We start from the raw sequence: 19,819 nt of genomic DNA on the forward strand, positions 1-19,819 counted from the left end.
AACCCCTCCAATTCGGAGGGGTTCCGGGCTTTCTCCTGTGTTATGATTTGGGCGGGAGATTATTTTGCGCAAAGCGGGGAGCTCAGCATGAAGAAGCGAAATCCGGGACCGTTTACCCGATTGTCCTCCTATATCGACGGCTTTTCGATCCAGATGAAGCTGATTACTTCCTATGTCATTATTATTTTGATCCCGATTATTATCTTTTCCAGTTATCTGTTTAATGAGATGAACGACAGCACCATTGATGAAACCACACGCAAAACCGAATCGCTCCTGGAGCTTGAGAAAAATAACATTCTGAACAACATGGACCTCATGGAAAGAACCGCCGAATTGGCGTTATCCGATAAAGAAGTAATGGAATACCTGAGAAGCGAGACGGAGCCGGAAACCTCCTTTCTCATCGATTTCAAAAATGGCCGGATCACGGGGCTGGAATATTTGCTGTCCAGCAACCCGAACATTGCGAACGTGCTGATCTTTACTTCGAACCCTCTCGTGCAAGAGCTTTGGCCGGTTATTTTTCAGGAGTCGCGCATCGCCGACAAGCCCTGGCGGGAGACGGTCGTCAACAAGAACGGAATTGTGCATTGGGACATCAGCGAGGGGCCGAAGGAGGTCGTCCAGCGTTACCTGACCAGCGCCGAGGACAAAGAGACCTACGTCATGCTGGCGAGAGAGATCGAGAACCTGGACGGAAGCCACAACGGCGTGCTGGAAGTGAACATGGAGCTGCGGAAGTTTTTCTCCAAAGCCTTCGGAAGCGTGCAGCAGCCCGACTCGCAGATGCTGGTGATCGACCGGAACGGAAACCTGTACGCCAACCGGGACGCCGCCTTTTACCGGGAGCTTGCGCCGGGGGAAATCCGGCAGCGGTTTGAAGAGAAGGCCGTGAACGGCGAGGCCAGCTTTTCCTTCACATCGGGCGGGAAGCCGTACCTGTGCATCGGAACGCGCATCGACCGTCTGGATGCGGATGTGCTTCACGTGGTGTCGCTGGAAAAATCGATGTCCGACATCCGAAAAACCCGGAACACCATCATCGCCGCGACGATCGTGCTGATCGGCCTGCTGTCGCTGATCACTTATTTTCTGCATTCGCTGATTTTGAAGAAGCTGACGATTCTTCGCGACTCGGTCAAAAAAGCCCGCCGCGGCGACTTCTCCGTCGATATCGACATTAAGGGAACGGATGAAGTCGGCGAGCTTGCTTATCATTTCCGGCTGATGCTGCGCCGGATCAACGAGCTGATCGTGGACGCCGTGAATAAGCAGGCGGCGACCAAGGAAGCGGAGCTGAAGTCGCTGAAAAATCAGATCGACTCCCATTTCCTTTACAACACGCTGGAAAACCTGAAAATGCTGGCCGAGGTGGAAGGCCAATACACGATCTCCGACGCGCTTACCTCGCTCGGCGGGATGATGCGGTACAGCCTCAAATGGACCAGCAACCATGTCCGGCTGCATGACGAAGTGCAGCATATCCGCAATTACATTGCGATCATGAACATCCGCTATGACGGCAAGCTGACCCTGCGGGTCGAGATCCCGCCGGCTCATCTGGAGCAGGAGGTGCTCAAGATGTCGCTGCAGCCGCTTGTCGAAAACGCCGTCAAGCATGGCATGGCGGAAGGAGAGGCGCGCCGCCAGCCGCTTGAGCTGACGCTGCGGACCGAAGAGCGGGGAGAGGTCATCGCCATCGAGGTGCTGGATAACGGGGCGGGCATCCCGCCGGAGCGGCTGGAGCTGGTCAATCGCGCCCTTTGTCTGGATGACGCCGAAAGCCAGGAGCTGCTGAATCCGGGCGGCAAACGCGAAAGCGGCGGAATCGGGCTGCGCAACGTTCACCAGCGGATTGTGATGTACTACGGCAAAGACTACGGGCTTCGGGTGGAAAGCGGACAGGGCTTTACCCGGGTTGTCATGACCTTGCCTTATCTTATCCTGTCGGGAGGGATATCCGATGCGAAAGCTGCTGATAGTAGATGACGAAAAAAACATACGGGTCGGATTAAAAGCCATGATCGAACGCGAATTCCCCGGCGCCTACACGACGATGCTTGCAGAGAACGGGGAGGAAGCGCTGAAGCTGATCGAAACGGACGGAGCCGATCTGATGATCACGGACATTCGCATGCCGGGCATGGACGGCATCGCGCTCATCAACCGGCTGCAGGAGTGGGAGACGAAGCCAGCCGTGATTATTCTGAGCGGGCATGACGACTTTCAATACGCCAAGGAAGCGATCCGCTGCGAAGTGCGGGATTATCTGCTCAAGCCGATCGTCCGGGAAGAGCTGTTTCAGGCGCTGCGCAAGCTGGAGGCGGATTTCCGGCGGCAGGAGGAGCAGTCCGAGCAGATGCGCGAGGCCCGGAAGCAGCGGGAGGATTATCTGGAGAGCCGGGTCAACTATATCTTATTGAACGATTTGCTCGGGGAAGAAGACATTCGCGCCCAACTGGCCAAAGCGGGGCTCGCGTGGATGGAGAACGGTTATGTCGTCGGCGCAATCCGGATGTCGTCCGGCCGTTCGAGCAACCGGGCGGAGGAATTGGCTCAAGTGGACGCCTGGATGGCCGAGGCGGAGCCGGAGGAGCATGTCCACGTCCGCTTTCATGAGAAGGACGGCCGGCTGCTGGTGGTGGCCAACCGGGAGGAAGCGTTCCGCGGCATCTGGGCGCATATGGCGGCGGAACGGTTTCCGGCCGTGCGGATGGGCTTAAGCGAACGGCACGGAGAGCCCGGCCGCTTCAAGGAAGCATGCAGCGAAGCGGGCAAAGCGCTGCATTATTTTCTGCTGCAGTCGACCGCCGAATCGGGTCTCATCCGCTACGAGGCGGTTAAAAACCGGAGCACCGCTTATACCCTGCCGCTGGATGATATCCAGAAGATCGCCAACATGCTCGGGACAGGCCGCGAAGCCGAAATGCAGCGGCTTTTGCATCAGGTGCTGGATATGAAGACGCTCCTGCGCTATGACATCGGCTATTTGGAGGGCATCAGCCGGGCGCTGAACGAGCAGATTTTCGACCGGGTGTTCCAGCTGTACGGAGAGGAATCCATCGAAATTCTGAAGCTGTACCGCTCCGTCGGACATCTGCACAATTACGACCGTTTCCACGATTACTTTCACAACGTAGAAAGCCTTCTCCGCCGCCTGGACGATTATGTGCAGCGGGTACGCTCCGCTCACAATGACCGCCGGGAGATGAAGAAGGCCGTGGATTACATTCAGCAAAACTACCAGAAGAACCTGAACATGGCGGTGGTTTCGAACCATGTGTCGCTCAATTACAGCTACTTCAGCCAGGCGTTCAAGGAATACACCGGCGAAAGCTTCGTCAATTACCTGAAGAAAATCCGCCTGGAAAAAGCGAAGGAGCTGCTGGCGGGAAGCGACCTCAAGGTTTACGAGATCAGCGCCGCCGTCGGTTTCGAGAACACGAAGCACTTTAATCGCGTGTTCCGGGAAACCGAAGGGGTGACGCCGCTGGAGTACCGCGCCCAGAAGGAAATCCTGCGCTGAGCGGGGATCAGAACGCCCAGTTGCCGTCCCGGAAGAGGGGCTCCCAGGTTCCGTCCGGCTTCATGGCGTCGATGGACAGCTTCTCCGAACCGATCATGAAATCGACATGCGTCAAACTGTTGTTCAAGCCGCGTTCTGCCTGCTCCTCCTTGCTCAGCTCCACGCCCCCGGCGAGCGCCGAAGGGAAGGCGGCGCCGATGGCCAGGTGGCAGGAGGCGTTTTCGTCAAACAGCGTGCTGTAGAACACCAGGTTGGAATCCGAGATCGGGGAATGGTGGGGCACCAGCGCCACTTCCCCGAGGCGGGCCGCGCCTTCATCCGTTGCCACCAGATTGCGCAGGATTTCGGCGTTGTGATCGGCCTGGACGTCCACCACCTTGCCGTCCTTAAAGGTAAAGCTGAACTTTTCGATCAGGCTGCCTCCGTAGTTCAGCGGTTTGGTACTGGTCACGACGCCGTCGGCTTCGTCCCGGTGGGGGCAAGTAAAGACTTCCTCCGTCGGAATATTGGCCAGGAAGGGGAGGCCTTGGGTGGTCTTCTCCTGGGCGGCGAGCCACAGATGCCCTTCCGGCAGGCCGACGGTCAGATCGGTGCCTTCCGCTTGATACCGCAGCTTGCGGTATTTTTTTTCGTTCAGGTAAGCGACCTTGCTTTCCAGATTGGCGATGTGCTCCTTCCAGGCGGCGACCGGGTCTTCGCGGTCCGCCCGGGTCAGATGGAAAATTTGCTCCCACAAAAGCTCCGACGCGCGGTCCGGCGTTTCGTTCGGGAAGATTTTCATCGCCCATGCGGGCTCCGGAACAGCGACGATGCTCCAGCTTACCTGATTGGACCGGGTGTATTCGTTAAATTCGCGGTTTGCCTGCGCTGACACTTTCCGGGCCGCCGCAATCCGTTTCGGATCAACGCCCTTCAGCAGGTCGGGATCGGTCGATTGCACATAAAGAAACGCCGCGCCGCCGCGCGCCATCTCCGCAAACCCCGCGGAATGCCATTCCGGGTATTCCTGAAAGGCTTCCTCCGGCGCCAGCCGGTATTTGGTCAGGGAAACCAGATCGTCAAACCAGTCCACGTGCACGTTCTTCGCGCCGGCCTCATACGCTTTGCGGACCGCCAAGCGCACAAAATCGGCTGCGCTGACCGGCGTCCGGATCACCAGTGTCTGGCCCGGCTGAACGTTAACCCCCGAACGCACGGCCAGCTCCGCATACTTCTCCAAATTGCGCTGAAACAAATCCTGCTCCATTTCAAAACCTCCATAGACACGTCTTCTAATCCTTTCCTTTTTATAGCGCTCCCGGTGCCGGGTGTCAAATCAAGCGGCGTTTGTGGGTGCAAAAACCAGGTTATGTAATCAAATTGTAATCGAAACGTAAATCCGCATTAACCACAGGTCAGGCAAAAGCCGCTAGAATAAGAAGACAAAGATTTTAAATTTTCAGTAAATTTATTCCGGACCTCGTCCGCTTGGCCGTCCCCCCCTTTTTATCTCCCGCAGGAAGGAAGAACGAACATGAGCACACCGCAAACAACGATCGTCCCTTTTCCCGTCATTTTGGATGAAAACGCATACATTAACCGGCAAACGGGAATAAACCGAGGCCTGCGAAGGCTCAAGGTCGTGCTCATGGTGCTGCTTTCCCTGCTTCTGGTTGCTTCCGCCGCGACGACCGGGTTTTACGCCTATCTTCTCTACCGGATGCAAAAGCCCGCTATTCCGGCGCTTCTGTCCAATCCGATGAAAGAACTGGGGCTTGCTTACAGTGACGTGGAATTTGCCAGCGCAAACGGCAAAACCAAGCTTTCCGGCTGGTACATCCCGGGCGCCACAAGCCATACGGTCATTTTGTCCCACGGCTATGGCGGCAACCGCGAAGAGCCTTGGGTTCCGCTCTATAAAATCGCGAACGAGCTCCACAAGAACCGGTTTAACGTCCTCATGTTCGATTATAGCTTCACCCAGCCCGGGAACTACGTCACCGGAGGGGTGCAGGAATCGCAGGAGCTGATCGGCGCGATCGATTATGTCCGGTCGCTTGGCGATACACAGGTGTATGTCTGGGGCTTTTCGATGGGTGCGGGAACGGCGCTGCAGGCCGCGCTTACGGACGCCGCCGATATCAACGGCATGATTCTGGACAGCACTTTCATTCTCGACACGGACACGATGTATCACAATTTGAAGCGTAAGCTGGCGGATTTGCCCCGTCTGCCTTCCGTATTCATGCTGAACCTGCTGTCTCCGCTTTACACCGGCCACAGCCTGAAGGAAATCCCGACCGGACAGGTGAAGAGCTCGGCTTACACCATGCCGATCTTCATGGTTCACGGCGAACGGGATAAAGTAGCGCCCGCCTGGAGCGTCAAAAGCTTCTATGAAGCCCAGCAGAGCCTTCCGGGCACGCAGTCCGAGCTGTGGCTGCTCCCTGACGGCCAGCATGAGCTGATCTACAAATACTATCACGAAGAATACATGCAAAAAGCGATGAAGTTCCTTTACACCAGCGTCCAGCAGGAGAACGCCAAGCTGGCGGCGGCCGGACCGTCTATATAAGCCAGGAACGCATCATTCAGCCGAATGGGCGGGAGCAGGATAGAGGAGGGGCCTTTCGGGGTCCCTCCTGTTGCTTTTGGCGTCGCATCGGCTAGGTCAGCGTTTCGTCATTTGCGCAGGTTGTGCTTGTCGATCATCTTGTTTTGCGAATCCATCAGCCGGCTTTTGCCGCCGCGGTTATCCTGATACTGCTGGCGCGGGGAATTTTCGGTGATGTCTTCGACAAAGCTTCTGAGGCTACCGTCCATTTGCTGAGTGTCCTGTTTCCGGCGCGACAAATCAAACTTTTCCTTGTCCACGGTAAGGTTCAACCTCCTCAAAAATGAGACGTGCGCTACTTTTTACCCGAAAGCGGACAGGCTGAAACAGGGCAGTTTATGAAAACAATATGAAAAAGTATGTGAATATAATCACTATTGCGGAAATAATTCAGGGTTTGTCCAAAAATCGTTCATGCAATCGTAACAGAATTTGGGAAAAAAATCGTTTCAAAGCTTGTTTTTCTGGTATATAATTGAGCCAATGATAATCATTATCAATTAAGCGATGAAGAGGATGATGGAAATGAAACTCACGGACATCGCGGTTGGGGACAAAGTAAGAATCACGGACCTGGATTCGGTCAATCTTCTGGTCCGCCGTCGGCTGATCGATTTGGGCATTATGGAAGGCACCGTCATTTCCGTCAAAAAGGCGCTTCCGTTCAGGGGACCGTATACGCTGGAAGCCTGTGGACAACGGATTGCGATTCGCCGCAAGGAAGCTCAGCAAATCCTAGTGGAGGCGGCATGATGCAAATTGCGCTGGCCGGAAATCCGAACACCGGAAAAAGCTCCCTTTTTAATATTCTGACCGGCTCCTACGAATATGTCGGCAACTGGACGGGGGTCACGGTCGAGAAGAAGGTGGGCCTGCTCCGCAACAAAAAGGGTTATCTGGTCGACCTGCCCGGCATCTACTCCATTAATCCCTTGTCCAAGGATGAAGGAGTGGCCGCCCGCTACCTGCTGTTTGAAGACTTCTCGCTCGTTCTGAACGTAGTGGATGCCTCGCAGCTGGAGCGCAACCTGAATCTGACGCTGCAGCTTCTCGAATTCGGCAAGCCGCTGGTCATCGGCTTGAACATGGTGGATGTGGCGAAGCAGCAGGGAATCGATATCGACACGGCCAAGCTCGGCTCGCTGCTGGGTGCTCCGGTTACCCCGGTGGTCGCACGCTCGGGCAAGGGCGTGAACGAGCTTCTCGGGGTCGTCTCCGAGGGCGTGGCGGAAGCGCGCGAGCCATTGCGAATCGATTACGGCTACAAGCTGGAGGACGCCATCGACCGTCTGTCGGCCAAACTGCCGGACGGTCTGAAGGCCAACAAGCGCTGGCTTGCGGTTCAATATTTTGAAGGCAATGAAGTCGTAACCTCTTATCTGGAAGAATATGCAGACAAGCAATGGCTGGCCGATCTTCGGGACGCCGCCGAGAAGGCGGTCGCCGCCCAGTCGAACATCAAGCTGCTGCCGCAGTACATCCGCAAGAAACGGGCCGATTACATCCAGCATGTGCTGGATGAAGCGGTGACCAACCAGGCGGACATCGACCTCACCTTCTCCGACAAAATCGACCGGATTGTCACGAACAAGTACCTGGGCATCCCGATCTTCGTAGCGTTTATGTACCTCACGTTCAAGCTGACCTTTGATTGGGTGGGGAGCCCGCTCTCCGATTTGCTGGACGCCTTTTTTACCGGCCCGCTGACCAATTGGTTTACCGCGCTTCTGGATGCGGCAAGCGCCACGGAATTTGTCCGGGCGATGGTGCTGGACGGCATTGTGGCGGGTGTCGGCGGCGTGCTGATCTTTGTTCCGCAGATCTTTATCCTCTTCCTCATCATTTCCTTTATCGAGGATTCCGGCTACATGGCGCGGATCGCCACGGTTATGGATAAATTGATGGAAGCCGTCGGGCTGAACGGCAAAGCCTTTATTCCGATGGTCATCGGGTTTGGCTGCAACGTTCCCGGCGTCATGGCGGCCCGTTCGATTGAACGGCCGAAGGAGCGGCTGCTGACGATTCTGCTGACGCCGCTCATGTCCTGCTCCGCCCGGCTGCCGATTTATGTGCTGTTTGTCGGCGCGTTTTTCGCCCAGCAGCAGGCGCTGGTTGTGCTCGGTCTTTATCTGCTCGGCATTGTCGTCGCGCTTGTGCTGGCCAAGGTGTTCTCCTCGACCCTGCTGAAGCAGGAGGGCTCGATGTTTGTGGTTGAACTGCCGCCTTACCGCGTTCCGCAGGTCCGCACGCTGGCCCGCAGCACGTGGGAGAAGGGCAAAGGCTTTGTCAAAAAGGCCGGTACGCTCATCTTTGCCGGCTCGATCCTGATCTGGCTGCTTTCCTACACCGGCCCCGGCGGCGTTAACGTCGCCATGGACGAGAGCTTTCTGGCCATGATCGGGGGCATCTTCGCTCCCCTCCTCGCGCCGATCGGCTTCGGCACCTGGCAGGCCGGCGCCGGCCTGATGACCGGTTTCGCCGCCAAGGAAGTGGTCGTCTCGACCATGGGCATCATTTACAATATTCCCGAAGAGGGACTTTCCAACATGCTGGCGGGCCAGTTTACCGCCCTGCAGTCCTTCAGCTTTATGGTATTCGTGCTGCTTTACATTCCCTGTCTCGCTACAGTGGGGGCGATCCGGAAGGAAACCGCTTCGGCCCGCTGGACCTGGTTTTCCGTTCTTTACCCGCTGGCGGTCTCTTATCTGCTTTGCCTGGTGATCTATCAGGGCGGCAGGCTCCTTGGTCTCGGTTAACGAAAGGAAGGGAAGCTCATGATTTTCAGCATTGTGTTCGCTACGCTTGTCTTTGCATTCGCCGGGTGGTCGCTCTACCGCAGTATCCAGAAGAGCCGGCAGGGCAAATGCGCCTCCTGCTCCGTCTCCAAAACCTGTCCGTCCGCGAGCAGCTGCTGCGGCAGCGAGTCCGACGGGAAATCGCTTCTGCAAAGCGCGGCCAAACCGGCAGTCGGCAAACGCTGACCGGCAAACGTGTACGGATGAACGGGAAGTCAATTTACGGCCCTCGCGCGGATGCGCGGGGGCTGTTTTGTATGACGATGGGGGACGGAGGGTTATCGCGTTTCGGTAGGGTTGTGCGGCCGGACATGTTATAATAATGAAATGAAAAGGGTTCCGCGCGAGAAACGCGGAATATTCGAGAACGGGAGTGAAGAACTTATGTGGTTGTTGCTCGGCGTAGCCGTGGCCATTCTGTATTTGATGCTGACGAAAAACAAAACTCCGCGGCGCGGGCCGCAGCAGAACCGCCGCAAGAAGCGGCAGGAGCCGGAGCCGGATAACGGGCGCCGTCCGATCCAGCCGTACCGCTGGTCGCCGGAGACGACGCAGGAGGAGCTCCAGGCGACGGGCATGGCGCGGCTGAGCGCCGAGAAGGACCCGCAGGAGCTGGCGGCGGCGCTTAAAGCGGCCGAAGCGGATGCGGGCGCAGCCGGCGGAAGCGGGCCGGCGGCGGGAGACGCGCCGGAGGGAGAGCCGGCGGACGGAGCGGCGCCAGCGGCAGCGGCGGAGCCCGCAGGCGGCGGTGCGGAAAGCGCGCCGGCCGGCGCGGAAAGCGGCGAGCCGACGGCGCCGGCGGAGACGCTGGCGGAGGCGCTGGACGGCGGAGCGCCGGCGATGGAGCCGGCCTTGCAGGAGCCGGCGGCGGAGAGCGGCCCGGCAAGCGAACCGGCCGCGCCTGCATCGCCGGCTTCGGCACAGGACACCGATGCGCCGATCCGCTCGATTTGGGAGGCGGGCCGGGCGCTGGCCCAGCTGTCCGGGCAGGAGCCGCGCTCGTATTCCAGCTTTGAGAACGGCACGCGGCGTTATCCTTACGCCGTATCGGCGGTAACGGACAAGCGGACGGCGCGGGCCTGGGTTGAAAAGCTTCAGCCGCGTCTGGCCGAAGAGCTTGTCGCTTTTGTCGGCACGACGCGCTGGGAAGGCGAGGAGACGAAGGACGAGGCGGAGGTAGCGATCGGCAAAGGCGAGTCCCAGTTCGACATCGTTCGGCTGGCGCAAACCGAAGCGCCGGTCCGCGACTTGTCCACGGAAGACATCGTAAGCGCGCTTCAAGCGCTCGACCGCACCTGCGGCATCCGCTTGTACGCGGCCGAGACCGATTCGGTCGGCTTTGAGCTGGCCGCTCTGCCGGAGGACCCCGAAGCGCTGCGGACCGAGCTGCAGCGAATCTGTCCGGATTTCGGCCCGGCCGGCGAAACGCCGGAGGCCTTTGCCGCTCGGCTCCAGGAAAACCGCGACATCGAGCTCCGCTGGACTTGAACGCCGTCCTGCGGAGGTTTGGCGGCAGGGTGGGGAATCCGTCCGGTAAAAAAAACTTGCCCGCCTGATCAGGCAGACAAGCTGAATAAGGGCCGCCCCGCCGCCGATATAAAACAACCTCCAGAGCCGCATGAAACGTGCGGTCTGGAGGTTTGTTTATCCCTTTGCTCCGGAAAAATGCTTGGTAATCTTATGAAACACGGTTTCCAGCTTAAAGGGCTTGCTGATATAGTCGTTCATCCCCGCATCGAGGCATTTCTGCTCGTCTTCCGGGCGCGCGCTGGCGGTCATGGCGATGATCACCGGGCGTTCGTCCGGCGCAAGGCCGTTCAGGATAAGACGTGTGGCTTCAAAGCCGTCCATTTCAGGCATGAGCACGTCCATCAGAATAAGATCATAACGGCTGCCGAGAGCGGCTTCCACCGCTTCCCTGCCGTCGGAGACATAACAGGCGTCATAACCAAGGCGCTCCAGAATAAGCTGAGCCACTCTGCGGTTAATCTCGTTGTCCTCCGCGACCAGAATTTGAAGGGGGAGTGCTTGGGACGGTTGCTCGGGAAGATGGCTGGGGGTAGGATTAGAAGGAATGGTCACGAGAAATAAGGTTCCTTTCCCCACAGGGAACCGGAGGAGATGAATCTCCTGCCAGAGAGAGCCGGACTTCGGTTTCGGTCCGGGAGTCAACGGCGCCACTAAATCATCCGGCGAACCGGATCGACTTGCGCGTTCGGTTTCTGCAGACGGGTTTGTGGATTTGGGCGGACGTTAACGTTTTATATCTCAATTAGTATACCATAGCCGAGGGATGATAGGCTTTTTTTTAGAAAAAATGATAAACGCAGGAGCGGCGCCGGCCGGCGAAAGAGGAAAAAGGAGAGAATCATGGATCAGCTGATTGTATTGGGAAACGGGGACTCCATGGGGGTGCCCCGCGTCTATTGCGACTGCGGGGTGTGCGCGGAAGCGCGTTCCGGCGGGCTTAACCGGAGGCTTCGTTCCGCCGTCAAAGTGGTTTCGGACGAGGGAGAGCTTTGGATCGATTTGGGCCCGGACTGGACCGAACAAATGGAAGGATTGGGTCAAAGGGAGCTGGGGCTGGCCCTCCTGACGCACGCCCACTTTGATCATATGGCTGGCCTGCCGGAATGGGCCGATTCCTGCCGCTGGACAAAGCGGAAAGGAACCCTGTACGCGCCGGGAGAGGTGCTTTCGGCCGTGCGCGACCGTTATCCCTGGCTTGAAAACCAACTGGCGTACCGGGAGGCGGACGAAGGCATGACGCTGTGCGGATGGAGCATTTCCGTCCGCCGGGTGTGCCACGGCAAAAACGGCTTCTCGCACGCGTACCGTTTCGAGAAGCCGGATTATGCCTTTGTGTATTGCCCCGACTCGATTAACCTTCAGGGCGAGGAAAAGGCGTTTCTGACCGGGCTGGACCTGCTTGTGCTGGGAACCAGCTTTTATCAGGAGCCGTACGCGTTCGATACGCGTTCGGTGTATGACATGGTCGAAGCCGCGGAGCTGCTGGCCGAGGTGCGGCCGAAGCAGACCTTGTTTACGCATCTGTCCCATGACGTGGACGTCCGCCGCGCTTATCCGCTTCCGGAGGGCGTCCGGCTGGCCGAACGCGGCATGACGGTGCCGCTTCGGCGGGGATAGCGCGGCCCGCTGCTCTAGGAGCGCGGCTTCAGGCGGGGCGACAGGAGCGCCATCAGCAGAAAGCCGCCGACAAGTCCGCCCAGGTGGGCGCGCCAGTCCACGTTCGGAAGGAACGAATAAACCGCGCCTACCGCCACGATGGTCAGGATCATTTGCTTCGAAGCGGGGTCCAGCCGGAACCGCCCGAAGAAGGCCATGTACAGATAGGCGGCATATACGCCGTAAATCGCACCGGAGGCGCCTGCGCCGACAAACGTGGAACCATGCAGCAAAACCGAAGCGATGCTTCCGACGGCCGCTGCGACCAAATAGAAGAACAGGTAGCGAAAATGCCCGAGCAGCCGTTCCAGCGGCGGCGCGAAAACAATCAGCGCAAAGCAGTTGAAAAGAAGATGCGTCGGCCCGATGTGAAGAAACGCGGCGGCCAGGTAGCGCCAGGGGCTGGGCGTTTCCGCCATGCCGAGGTAGTAGGCCAGCTCCGGCTCCAGCCGGTAGATCGCTCCGAAGTCGATCAGCGTGGAGGTGGAGGCGGTAAGCCCGCCGTCCGCCACCAGCATGGCCAGGTACGCCAATACGTTGATAGCGATAATCAACGAAGTGACCGGATACAGCTTCAGATATTGGCGAAAGCTTTCATAACGGACAAATTGCATGGAACCATTCCTTTGCGGTTAATAAATCGCTGCTTTTTATGAGGCCGCACGCAGCGTGTTATAATCAACTTACCCATTCGGCCGGGGGATGTCAAACGGCCGGCAAACCGGGTGCGAGAAAGGGGAAAATCCGTTGAAATTCCGAGTGTCCACCATCCAGTATCACCTGGGAACGATCCGTTCCTTTGACGACTTTGCGGCCCAGGTGACCCATTACGCCAAGAACGCTGAAGAATATGAAACGGACGTCCTGCTGTACCCCGAGCTGTTTACGACGCAGCTGCTTTCCATCGGCGGCACGGACGGAAAAGCGTTCTCCATCCGCGAGCTTCCCGCTTTTACGGAACGCTATCTGAAGCTTTTTACGGGGCTGGCGAAAGAAACGGGCATGCTGATCATCGGCGGCACCCATATCATTGAAGACGGCGGCAAGCTGTTTAACGCCGCTTATACGTTTGACCCGGACGGCGTCGTGCATGAGCAGCGCAAGCTCCACATTACGCCGGCCGAAATCAAGGGGTGGAGCATGGGAGCCGGGGACAAGCTGCGGCTTGTGCCGACGGAGTACGGGCTTGCCGCCGTGCTGATCTGTTACGACATCGAGTTCCCCGAACTGGTCCGGATGGCCCGCGCCCGCGGTGCGGACGTCATTTTTTGCCCGTCGTGCACGGACGACCGCCACGGCTTCCACCGGGTGCGCTACACGAGCCATGCCCGGGCCGTGGAGAATCAGGTGTACGTGGTCACGGCGTCCACGGTCGGCTCGCTTCCGACGGTCGACTTCATGCGGGCCAACTACGGGCAATCGGCGATCATCACCCCCAACGACATTCCTTTCCCGCCGGGCGGGATTTTGGCCGAAGGCGTCGTGAACAGCGACATGCTGGTGACGGCGGATCTTGACCTGGCCCTTTTGCAGGAGGTGCGCGAAAAAGGCTCCGTCACCACCTGGCGCGACCGCCGCACCGATTTGTACCCGGACTGGGACGGGGAGGAACAGCCATGAACGGCGCAGTCCGGGAGACGGGCGGAGGAACGGGCGGAGAACCGCGTGGAGGAACGAGCGGAGAACCGTATGGAGGACATCCGTATCCAGCCCAAGCCGCAGATCCGCACGTCACAAGGAATGCCGAGCCAAAAAAGGGACCGGAGAACGGCCGGCCGGCCGGCGGGGACGGATACCGCAAGGAGTGGTATGCGTTCCAGGACGACCGGCCCGTCCGCTCGGTAATCCGGCGGTACACGGAGGCGGATTTCGCCGAGCTGATCCGGATTCAGCAGGAAAGCTTTTCGCCTCCGTTTCCTCCCGAGCTATGGTGGAACGAGGAGCAGTTGACGAATCACGTGACCCGGTTCCCCGAAGGAGCCCTTTGCGTAGAGGTAGAGGGAAAGCTGGCCGGCTCCATGACGTCCCTGCGGGTCGACTTCGATCCGGAGCATCCCCTCCATACCTGGGAAGCCGTTACGGACGGGGGATACATCGGCAACCATAACCCGGCGGGCAACACGCTGTATGTGGTCGACATCTGCATCCGGCCCGAATTCCGTCGGCTGAAGCTGGGGTATTGGCTGATGCAGTCCATGTACGAGGTGGTGGTCCGGCTTGGCCTGGATCGGCTGCTGGGCGGCGGCCGCATGCCGGGCTACCGGGCCCGCGCCGGGGAAATGTCCCCGGAGGCGTATCTGGCGGCGGTGCTGAGCGGCGAGCTCCGTGACCCGGTGCTGACGTTTCTGCTGCGAGCCGGCCGCACCCCGCTGCAGGTGGTGCCGGATTATTTGGAGGACGAAGATTCCCTCCACCACGCGGTATTGATGGAATGGAAAAATCCGTTTGCCGAAGGAGGCCGATCGCGAGATGGAATACGCGAGAATTGACGACATTAAGCAGCCGCTTTTTCAAAAATTGCACGATCTGATGAGCCGGATTTTTCCGCCGGAGGAAGTGCTGGAAGCGCCGCTTTGGGCGGAGCCCCTCAAGGACCCGACGATCCGCGTCTATGCGGCCGTCCATGAGGGGGAGGCTGTCGGAGCGACCGAATACCGCTATTTCGCCGATCTCGGCGTGGCGATGACCGACTTCACGATCATCGGCCGGGAGGGCCTTGGCGTTGGCGCGTTTTTGGCGCGCAAGCGGATGGAGGACCTGCGGGCCTGGATCGCCGAAAGCGGCCGCCCCGCGCTCGGCATGTTCGCGGAGATTTATGATCCATACCGTATGAAGGACCACGCCTTTGGCGGAATCAAGCCGATGGACCCGTTTGTCCGGCGGGAAGTGCTGTCCCACTTGGGCTATAAAAAATTGGACTTCCCTTACGTACATCCTTCTTGGGAAAACGACGGGGAGGCGGTAACGGCGCTCGACTTCTGCTTTCTGCCCTTCGCAGAGGAGACGGAGGAGCTGCCGGCCGGGCTGCTCGTCGCTTTTCTCAAGAGGTATTACAGCGTGCTTCCAAACAAACCGCAGGGTTGGCACGACATGATCGCCGATCTGGAACGGCGGGATAACGTGCGTTTGCTGCCTATCTGACTCCCGGTTCTTTTTTTGGGGAGCGCCGCACGAACGAAAAAAATCCTCCGGTACCGCGCAGGCGGAACGGGAGGATTTTTTCATGCCGCTGGATGAAGCGATATAACGAGCGGGTGCCCGGATCTCCTTTGAGCCGGGCGGCAAAGCGCCATGAGGGAACCGATGGCCTCGCTTAAGGAAGCAGCTTGAAGGAGGCAAACGCCTTTTCCGTCTGGGCCAGCACGTCCGGCGTCCGGGTGGCGTTGTTGATGTCAATGGTGATGACGTAGGTTATGCCGTTTTTCGCGAAAATGTATTCGGTCATCTGATACGGGATATTGCCCGATTTGCCCGACGCCTCGATTTTGCGCCCTTTGACGCCGAACAGCGTTTTTTCCACGGAGGTGTATTTGTAATCGGGGTCCTCCAGCTTCTTTTTCTTGTGCCGGGCTTCTTCGCTTTTCAGCACATCCGCGTACTTCGAACCGCTTTTGGCTTCCACGGAGAAAAGAGACCCGGGGAAATAGAAATCCGCCGTTTTGATGTCGTTCCCCTGGTCGGAAAAGTCGGACTCCCAGGTTTCCGGCACCTTCAGCTCGTATTTGTACTTTTTATTGGCAAAGGTGACAAGCCGTCCGGGGTCCGCCAATTCATGGTCGTCCTGGATATACCCGAGCGACTCGCTCATCAGCGACTTGTCGATGCGGATGGACGCCCGCATGTCGGCGATGGCCGGCTTCATTTCCTCGGCGTCGGCTTTGGGATAGCTCAAAACAAAATGATATTTATACTTGTCCTTAATGAAATAGATCTCGGTGGAGGCCCACCATTTGTCGCCCATTGTATACGTGTAGGTGTTGGCGACGGCCGGGGTATCGGAAAGCCGGAACGCTTCGCGTTTGCCGATGCTGTAGTAACCCGCTACGTAAGTGTTCTTCAGGTAAGCCTCGTTGCGGGTTACCCAGGCGTTCAGCGTATCTCCCGAAGAGGCCGAGGTCACGGCCACGGACAAGGAGCGGTTGTAATCGTCGCTGGCGAACTCCACCCCTTCCGACCAAGGCGCCTGCGTCCAGTCGGAAGGCACTTCAAAAGCGACGCCGTAATCGCTCGACACGGGCTTCATTTTCTTGGCGCTGCCGATGTCTTTGAGCGCGGGGTCGTTCTTGTCAAAAACGGGCTGGAAGGAGCCGAGCAGCTCCAGGTAAGCGTTGCGTTTGGATGTGTTGGCCGAAAGGGCGCTGCCGGACAGATAGAGCGACGCGTAATAAATCGTGTCTCCCTTCAAAAACGCGCGGGTCTGGTAATAGGAGCCTTCGGTGAGATTGCCCGCGAGCTTGGCGTACGGATAGGGGACGTCCTCGACGTACCGTTTTTCCAAGGTGGTGCCGGTCTGTTCCGCCAGTGCGAGCCTGCGGAGAAGGCCCGTGGGAGAAAGATCGGGACTCTGCTGCTTTTCGACGCGAATGCTGATCAGGTATTCCTCTTTGGCGTCGGCGAACATCACGCTGTCCTGCATCTTGTAGTCGTTGTTCAGGATGAGGCCCGCCGGGTACTTCATCGACCAGCCGTTTTGGCTGTCGCCGATTTTTGTTTTGCCTTCATCGGAGTCGATGTAAGAGCCGTCCTCGGAGGTTTCCCACTTCGCTCCGGCCTTTTCCTCTCCCAGCACCAGGCTGCGTTCGGAAACGGCGGTTCCCGATTTCACGGTAACGCGGACGGTTTGGCCGGGCAGGTACCGCTTCAGCAGCTCGTTTAAGCTGACCAGGGTATCCACGGCTTTGCCGTCCAGCGCCAGCACAAAATCGCCTTCCTTGATCCCGGCTTTCGCTCCGGGCGAATCGGGATCGACATATGAAACGCCGAGGGACTGCTTCGTCGGCAGGCCGACCAGCGCCTCCCAGCTTTCCTCCAGGTCCAGCCCGAGATCGGGCCGTTTGACCCGGCCGTACTGCAAAAACTGATCCAGCACGTACGCTGCGGTGTCGGCGGGAATGGCGAAGCCAAGGCTGTCCACCCCGATGTCGCTGAATTTCAGCGTATTGATGCCGACGACCTCCCCTTGCAGGTTGACCAGGGGACCGCCGCTGTTGCCGGGGTTGATCGCCGCATCGGTCTGGATCAGCTGATAACGGGAGCTGACGGAACGGTCCATTCCGCTGACGATGCCCATGGTGACGGAGTTGCGCAGGGCGAAGGAAATCGGCGTGCCGATGGCGATGACGCTGTCGCCTACCCGGATGTCTCCCGGTTTGGCGAAGACCGCGGGGGTCAGGCCTGCGGCGTCGATTTTGAGCAGAGCCAGATCGCTTTCCTCGTCGTAATGGGTAATCCGCGCGGTATACGACTTGCTGTCGGAGGTGACGACGTTCAGGTTTTTCATGTCCTTGACCACGTGGGCGTTCGTCATGATGACCCCGTCGGAGCGGACGACGACCCCGGTGCCGTGGCTGAGGTCATACCGGTTGTCCGCGTCTTCCTCCGTGTAGACCGGCTTGCCTATGATGGCGACGACGGACGGGGTCACCTTGTCGATGACGGCGGAGATAGCCGAAGTCGGGCGTCCGCTTTGGACAATGGCGGAATCGGCGCTTGCGGTTCCGGCGGCGGCGCCGGCGGAAAGCGCAAGCGACAGGCTCAGGGCTGCAAGCAGGTTTTTTTTGGCTTGCAGCAGGTTCTTTTTCATCAGCAGGACTCCCTCTCTATCCGTTTGGATAACAGCTTTGAGAATAATTCCACAGCCTGATCCAAAATCCTGCCGGATAGCCAATTTGTCCCGGGAGGGTCCGGCCGCGGTGCTTTCTCATCTGTCGGTACGCGGGGAATAGCGGGAAGGGCGGAGAAACCGGCGGAGGGGGATTGGCCGAAAAGGGGAGCGTGCGTGGTATAATGAGGAAGAAACCAACAGCAAGAGCCGCATCCGGCCTTGAGCGTCCGAATAGGAAACGGTCGGCGGACCGCTTCGCGACGGAAGAAGCGGCGCATGCGGATGAGGCTCCAAACCGGGCCCGGGCAAACCGGGCCGAGAAGGACGTGATCTTAGTGACAGAAGTACGTTTGGTCCGCCCCGAAGAACTGGCCGAAGCGGCCCGTTTGTCGGATCTGACGTTTCGCGACAGCGAGCAGTCCTCGATGGGCGAAGCGTTTCCGAATATTTTTACGCCCTATTTGATTCAATCCTACGGAGCGTTTGAGGAAGGAGAACTCGCCGCTTTCATGGGCCTGGTGCCCCGGCAGCTGCGCATCGGGGAAGCCCGGCTCCAGGTCTGCCAGCTGGGGTCGGTTTATACCGCGGCAGCCAGCCGCGGCAAGGGACTGGCCGGAGAGGTGCTGAGCCGGATCATCCGGCACGCCGAAGAAGCCGGCGCGTCGCTGCTGTTCGTGTCGGGCGGCCGCTCGCTTTATACCCGGGCGGGCTGCGTTCTGTTTGGAGGAGCGAGAGTATTCCGCATGACGCCCGATACGTGCGGCTCGGCCCGGATGGCGGGGGAAGCCCTCTCGTTCCGCGAGGCTGCGGAGACCGACTGGTTTCGGCTTCACGCGCTGTCCCGGACGGGCCAAGCCTATTTTGAGACGTCGCTGTGGGAATGGGCCGCTTTGGCGCGGGCGGAAGCCTATGCAAGCATCTTGAAGCAGCGCCAGAAGATCGTGATCGCCGAGGAAGCGGGCCAGGCCAAAGCCTATGCCGTCATCGGCATTCCTTACGGCTCCAGCGTTCGGGAGCCCCGGCTGATTGATTGGGGCGGGGACGGCCGGGCGGCCGCCGCGCTTCTTGCCCATGCCGTTGGCGAATACGGCTTGCAGTCGCTGGAGCTTCCCGTGCCCTGGCATCAGGACGCCCTGGCGGAAGCGCTGCGTCCTGTAGCGGCGGAAAGCGAGCCGGAGCGGCCGGCTCACACCGTAAAGCTGATCAGCCCCGAACGGCTGGCGGAGCAGCTTTTGCCCGCCTTGCCGCCGGAAGCGCAGGACGGCGGCTTTGGCTTGACGCGCGAAGCGGACGGGCGCGTGGCGGTCGTGCTGCGCGGCCGTCGGTTTGCGGTGGACGAGCGGGAAATCGCCTCCCTGCTGTTCGACCCGCACCGGGCGGCGGTCGCCGACCCCGAGCTGCGTGAAGCCGCAGCCGGCTGGTTCCCGCTCCCGCTGCCCTATGAGAACGGGCTGCATTACGTATAGCCGCGCGCATGCACAAAAGGAGCTGCTGCAAAAGCAGGCATTACCAAAGGAACAGGTGACGTTTTAGCGCAAGAATATGAGAACCGGCAGCGGGGAGCAAGACATTCCCGGCCCTGCTCCGGTTTTTCTCTTGTTCATTGGAGTCTTCGGCGGCTGGCGGATTAGCGGAAGGCGGAGTTTGGGCTTCGAGCTCCGAGCTTCGGGCACTCGTTTTAGCGAGCTGTCTTCCCATGTGTGCTCGTCTTTTCGAGCTTTCTTCCCATGCGTGTTCGTCCTTTCGAGCTTTCTTCCCATGCGTGTTCGTCTTTTCGAGCTGTCTTCCCATGCGTGTTCGTCCTTTCGAGCTGTCTTCCCATGCGGCGGTATTACGCTATGACTGCTCTTGCTGCCAAGAAAATAACACGTGGCCCAATACTTCCTATTTTG

17 protein-coding genes are annotated in these 19,819 nt (G+C 58.9%); 12 read left to right on the forward strand and 5 right to left on the reverse strand.

The annotated features are described in order from the left end of the window. Positions 1–87 precede the first annotated feature (87 nt). The gene (locus AC6I6H_RS17335) at positions 88–1,992 is read left to right on the forward strand and encodes a cache domain-containing sensor histidine kinase (protein WP_497955246.1); all 1,905 of its coding nucleotides are present in this window, start codon (positions 88–90) and stop codon (positions 1,990–1,992) included. Next, entirely contained in the window at positions 1,967–3,529 is a 1,563-nt protein-coding gene (locus AC6I6H_RS17340; protein WP_497955247.1) for a response regulator, read from the forward strand. The genes AC6I6H_RS17335 and AC6I6H_RS17340 overlap by 26 nt, the downstream gene beginning before the upstream one ends. Positions 3,530–3,536: 7 nt before the next feature. Here the strand turns inward: AC6I6H_RS17340 and AC6I6H_RS17345 are convergent, their stop codons facing one another. Further along, positions 3,537–4,775, reverse strand: a complete 1,239-nt coding sequence (locus tag AC6I6H_RS17345; RefSeq protein ID WP_497955248.1) for an aminopeptidase — start codon at positions 4,773–4,775, stop codon at positions 3,537–3,539. A gap of 267 nt (positions 4,776–5,042) precedes the next feature. Between AC6I6H_RS17345 and AC6I6H_RS17350 the strand changes: the two genes are divergently transcribed. Then, positions 5,043–6,083, forward strand: coding sequence for an alpha/beta hydrolase (locus tag AC6I6H_RS17350; protein ID WP_497955249.1), 1,041 nt, complete (start codon positions 5,043–5,045; stop codon positions 6,081–6,083). Between the two features lie 107 nt (positions 6,084–6,190). On the opposite strand, the gene AC6I6H_RS17355 is transcribed toward AC6I6H_RS17350, so the two are convergent. Further along, entirely contained in the window at positions 6,191–6,382 is a 192-nt protein-coding gene (locus AC6I6H_RS17355) for a hypothetical protein (protein ID WP_497955250.1), read from the reverse strand. 265 nt (positions 6,383–6,647) lie between these two features. Between AC6I6H_RS17355 and AC6I6H_RS17360 the strand changes: the two genes are divergently transcribed. The 4 genes from AC6I6H_RS17360 (at position 6,648) to AC6I6H_RS17375 (ending at position 10,405) form a co-directional block, all read left to right on the forward strand. Further along, the gene (locus tag AC6I6H_RS17360) at positions 6,648–6,875 is read left to right on the forward strand and encodes a FeoA family protein (RefSeq protein ID WP_497955251.1); all 228 of its coding nucleotides are present in this window, start codon (positions 6,648–6,650) and stop codon (positions 6,873–6,875) included. Next, positions 6,872–8,878: a ferrous iron transport protein B gene (gene feoB / locus AC6I6H_RS17365; RefSeq protein WP_497955252.1), complete on the forward strand. Its 2,007-nt coding sequence runs from the start codon at positions 6,872–6,874 to the stop codon at positions 8,876–8,878. Before AC6I6H_RS17360 ends, feoB begins: the two co-directional genes overlap by 4 nt. Before the next feature lie 18 nt (positions 8,879–8,896). Then, a complete protein-coding gene (locus AC6I6H_RS17370) occupies positions 8,897–9,103 on the forward strand; it encodes a FeoB-associated Cys-rich membrane protein (RefSeq protein ID WP_497955254.1) in 207 nt (68 codons plus the stop codon). 198 nt (positions 9,104–9,301) lie between these two features. Next, positions 9,302–10,405, forward strand: coding sequence for a DUF4253 domain-containing protein (locus tag AC6I6H_RS17375; protein ID WP_497955255.1), 1,104 nt, complete (start codon positions 9,302–9,304; stop codon positions 10,403–10,405). Positions 10,406–10,561: 156 nt separating this feature from the next. Here AC6I6H_RS17375 and AC6I6H_RS17380 read toward each other — a convergent pair whose 3' ends face one another. After that, entirely contained in the window at positions 10,562–10,999 is a 438-nt protein-coding gene (locus AC6I6H_RS17380) for a response regulator (protein WP_497955256.1), read from the reverse strand. Between the two features lie 288 nt (positions 11,000–11,287). Here AC6I6H_RS17380 and AC6I6H_RS17385 point away from each other — a divergent pair, with 288 nt between their 5' ends. Beyond that, the gene (locus tag AC6I6H_RS17385; RefSeq protein ID WP_497955258.1) at positions 11,288–12,064 is read left to right on the forward strand and encodes an MBL fold metallo-hydrolase; all 777 of its coding nucleotides are present in this window, start codon (positions 11,288–11,290) and stop codon (positions 12,062–12,064) included. Positions 12,065–12,078: 14 nt separating this feature from the next. Here AC6I6H_RS17385 and AC6I6H_RS17390 read toward each other — a convergent pair whose 3' ends face one another. Beyond that, positions 12,079–12,717, reverse strand: a complete 639-nt coding sequence (locus AC6I6H_RS17390; RefSeq protein WP_497955259.1) for a rhomboid family intramembrane serine protease — start codon at positions 12,715–12,717, stop codon at positions 12,079–12,081. A gap of 133 nt (positions 12,718–12,850) precedes the next feature. Between AC6I6H_RS17390 and AC6I6H_RS17395 the strand changes: the two genes are divergently transcribed. From AC6I6H_RS17395 to AC6I6H_RS17405, 3 genes are all read left to right on the forward strand, one after another. Beyond that, positions 12,851–13,723, forward strand: coding sequence for a carbon-nitrogen hydrolase family protein (locus AC6I6H_RS17395; protein ID WP_497955260.1), 873 nt, complete (start codon positions 12,851–12,853; stop codon positions 13,721–13,723). A gap of 224 nt (positions 13,724–13,947) precedes the next feature. Further along, entirely contained in the window at positions 13,948–14,592 is a 645-nt protein-coding gene (locus AC6I6H_RS17400; protein WP_497955265.1) for a GNAT family N-acetyltransferase, read from the forward strand. Continuing rightward, entirely contained in the window at positions 14,573–15,244 is a 672-nt protein-coding gene (locus tag AC6I6H_RS17405) for a GNAT family N-acetyltransferase (protein WP_497955261.1), read from the forward strand. The genes AC6I6H_RS17400 and AC6I6H_RS17405 overlap by 20 nt, the downstream gene beginning before the upstream one ends. A 172-nt stretch (positions 15,245–15,416) precedes the next feature. On the opposite strand, the gene AC6I6H_RS17410 is transcribed toward AC6I6H_RS17405, so the two are convergent. Next, positions 15,417–17,906 carry a S1C family serine protease gene (locus AC6I6H_RS17410; RefSeq protein WP_497955262.1) on the reverse strand — a complete coding sequence of 830 codons (2,490 nt, stop codon included), beginning with the start codon at positions 17,904–17,906 and terminating at the stop codon, positions 15,417–15,419. A gap of 356 nt (positions 17,907–18,262) precedes the next feature. Here AC6I6H_RS17410 and AC6I6H_RS17415 point away from each other — a divergent pair, with 356 nt between their 5' ends. Next, entirely contained in the window at positions 18,263–19,393 is a 1,131-nt protein-coding gene (locus AC6I6H_RS17415) for a GNAT family N-acetyltransferase (protein ID WP_497955263.1), read from the forward strand. Positions 19,394–19,819: the final 426 nt, after the last annotated feature.

It is taken from the genome of Gorillibacterium sp. sgz306347 (assembly GCF_059735245.1).

Excerpts from the sequence above, each read along its gene's own strand:
- AC6I6H_RS17335 (WP_497955246.1), top strand. The coding sequence starts at position 88 with ATGAAGAAGCGAAATCCGGGACCGTTTACCCGATTGTCCTCCTATATC.
- AC6I6H_RS17340 (WP_497955247.1), top strand. The coding sequence starts at position 1,967 with ATGCGAAAGCTGCTGATAGTAGATGACGAAAAAAACATACGGGTCGGA.
- AC6I6H_RS17345 (WP_497955248.1), bottom strand. The coding sequence starts at position 4,775 with ATGGAGCAGGATTTGTTTCAGCGCAATTTGGAGAAGTATGCGGAGCTG.
- AC6I6H_RS17350 (WP_497955249.1), top strand. The coding sequence starts at position 5,043 with ATGAGCACACCGCAAACAACGATCGTCCCTTTTCCCGTCATTTTGGAT.
- AC6I6H_RS17360 (WP_497955251.1), top strand. The coding sequence starts at position 6,648 with ATGAAACTCACGGACATCGCGGTTGGGGACAAAGTAAGAATCACGGAC.
- feoB (WP_497955252.1), top strand. The coding sequence starts at position 6,872 with ATGATGCAAATTGCGCTGGCCGGAAATCCGAACACCGGAAAAAGCTCC.
- AC6I6H_RS17370 (WP_497955254.1), top strand. The coding sequence starts at position 8,897 with ATGATTTTCAGCATTGTGTTCGCTACGCTTGTCTTTGCATTCGCCGGG.
- AC6I6H_RS17375 (WP_497955255.1), top strand. The coding sequence starts at position 9,302 with ATGTGGTTGTTGCTCGGCGTAGCCGTGGCCATTCTGTATTTGATGCTG.
- AC6I6H_RS17385 (WP_497955258.1), top strand. The coding sequence starts at position 11,288 with ATGGATCAGCTGATTGTATTGGGAAACGGGGACTCCATGGGGGTGCCC.
- AC6I6H_RS17390 (WP_497955259.1), bottom strand. The coding sequence starts at position 12,717 with ATGCAATTTGTCCGTTATGAAAGCTTTCGCCAATATCTGAAGCTGTAT.
- AC6I6H_RS17405 (WP_497955261.1), top strand. The coding sequence starts at position 14,573 with ATGGAATACGCGAGAATTGACGACATTAAGCAGCCGCTTTTTCAAAAA.
- AC6I6H_RS17410 (WP_497955262.1), bottom strand. The coding sequence starts at position 17,906 with ATGAAAAAGAACCTGCTGCAAGCCAAAAAAAACCTGCTTGCAGCCCTG.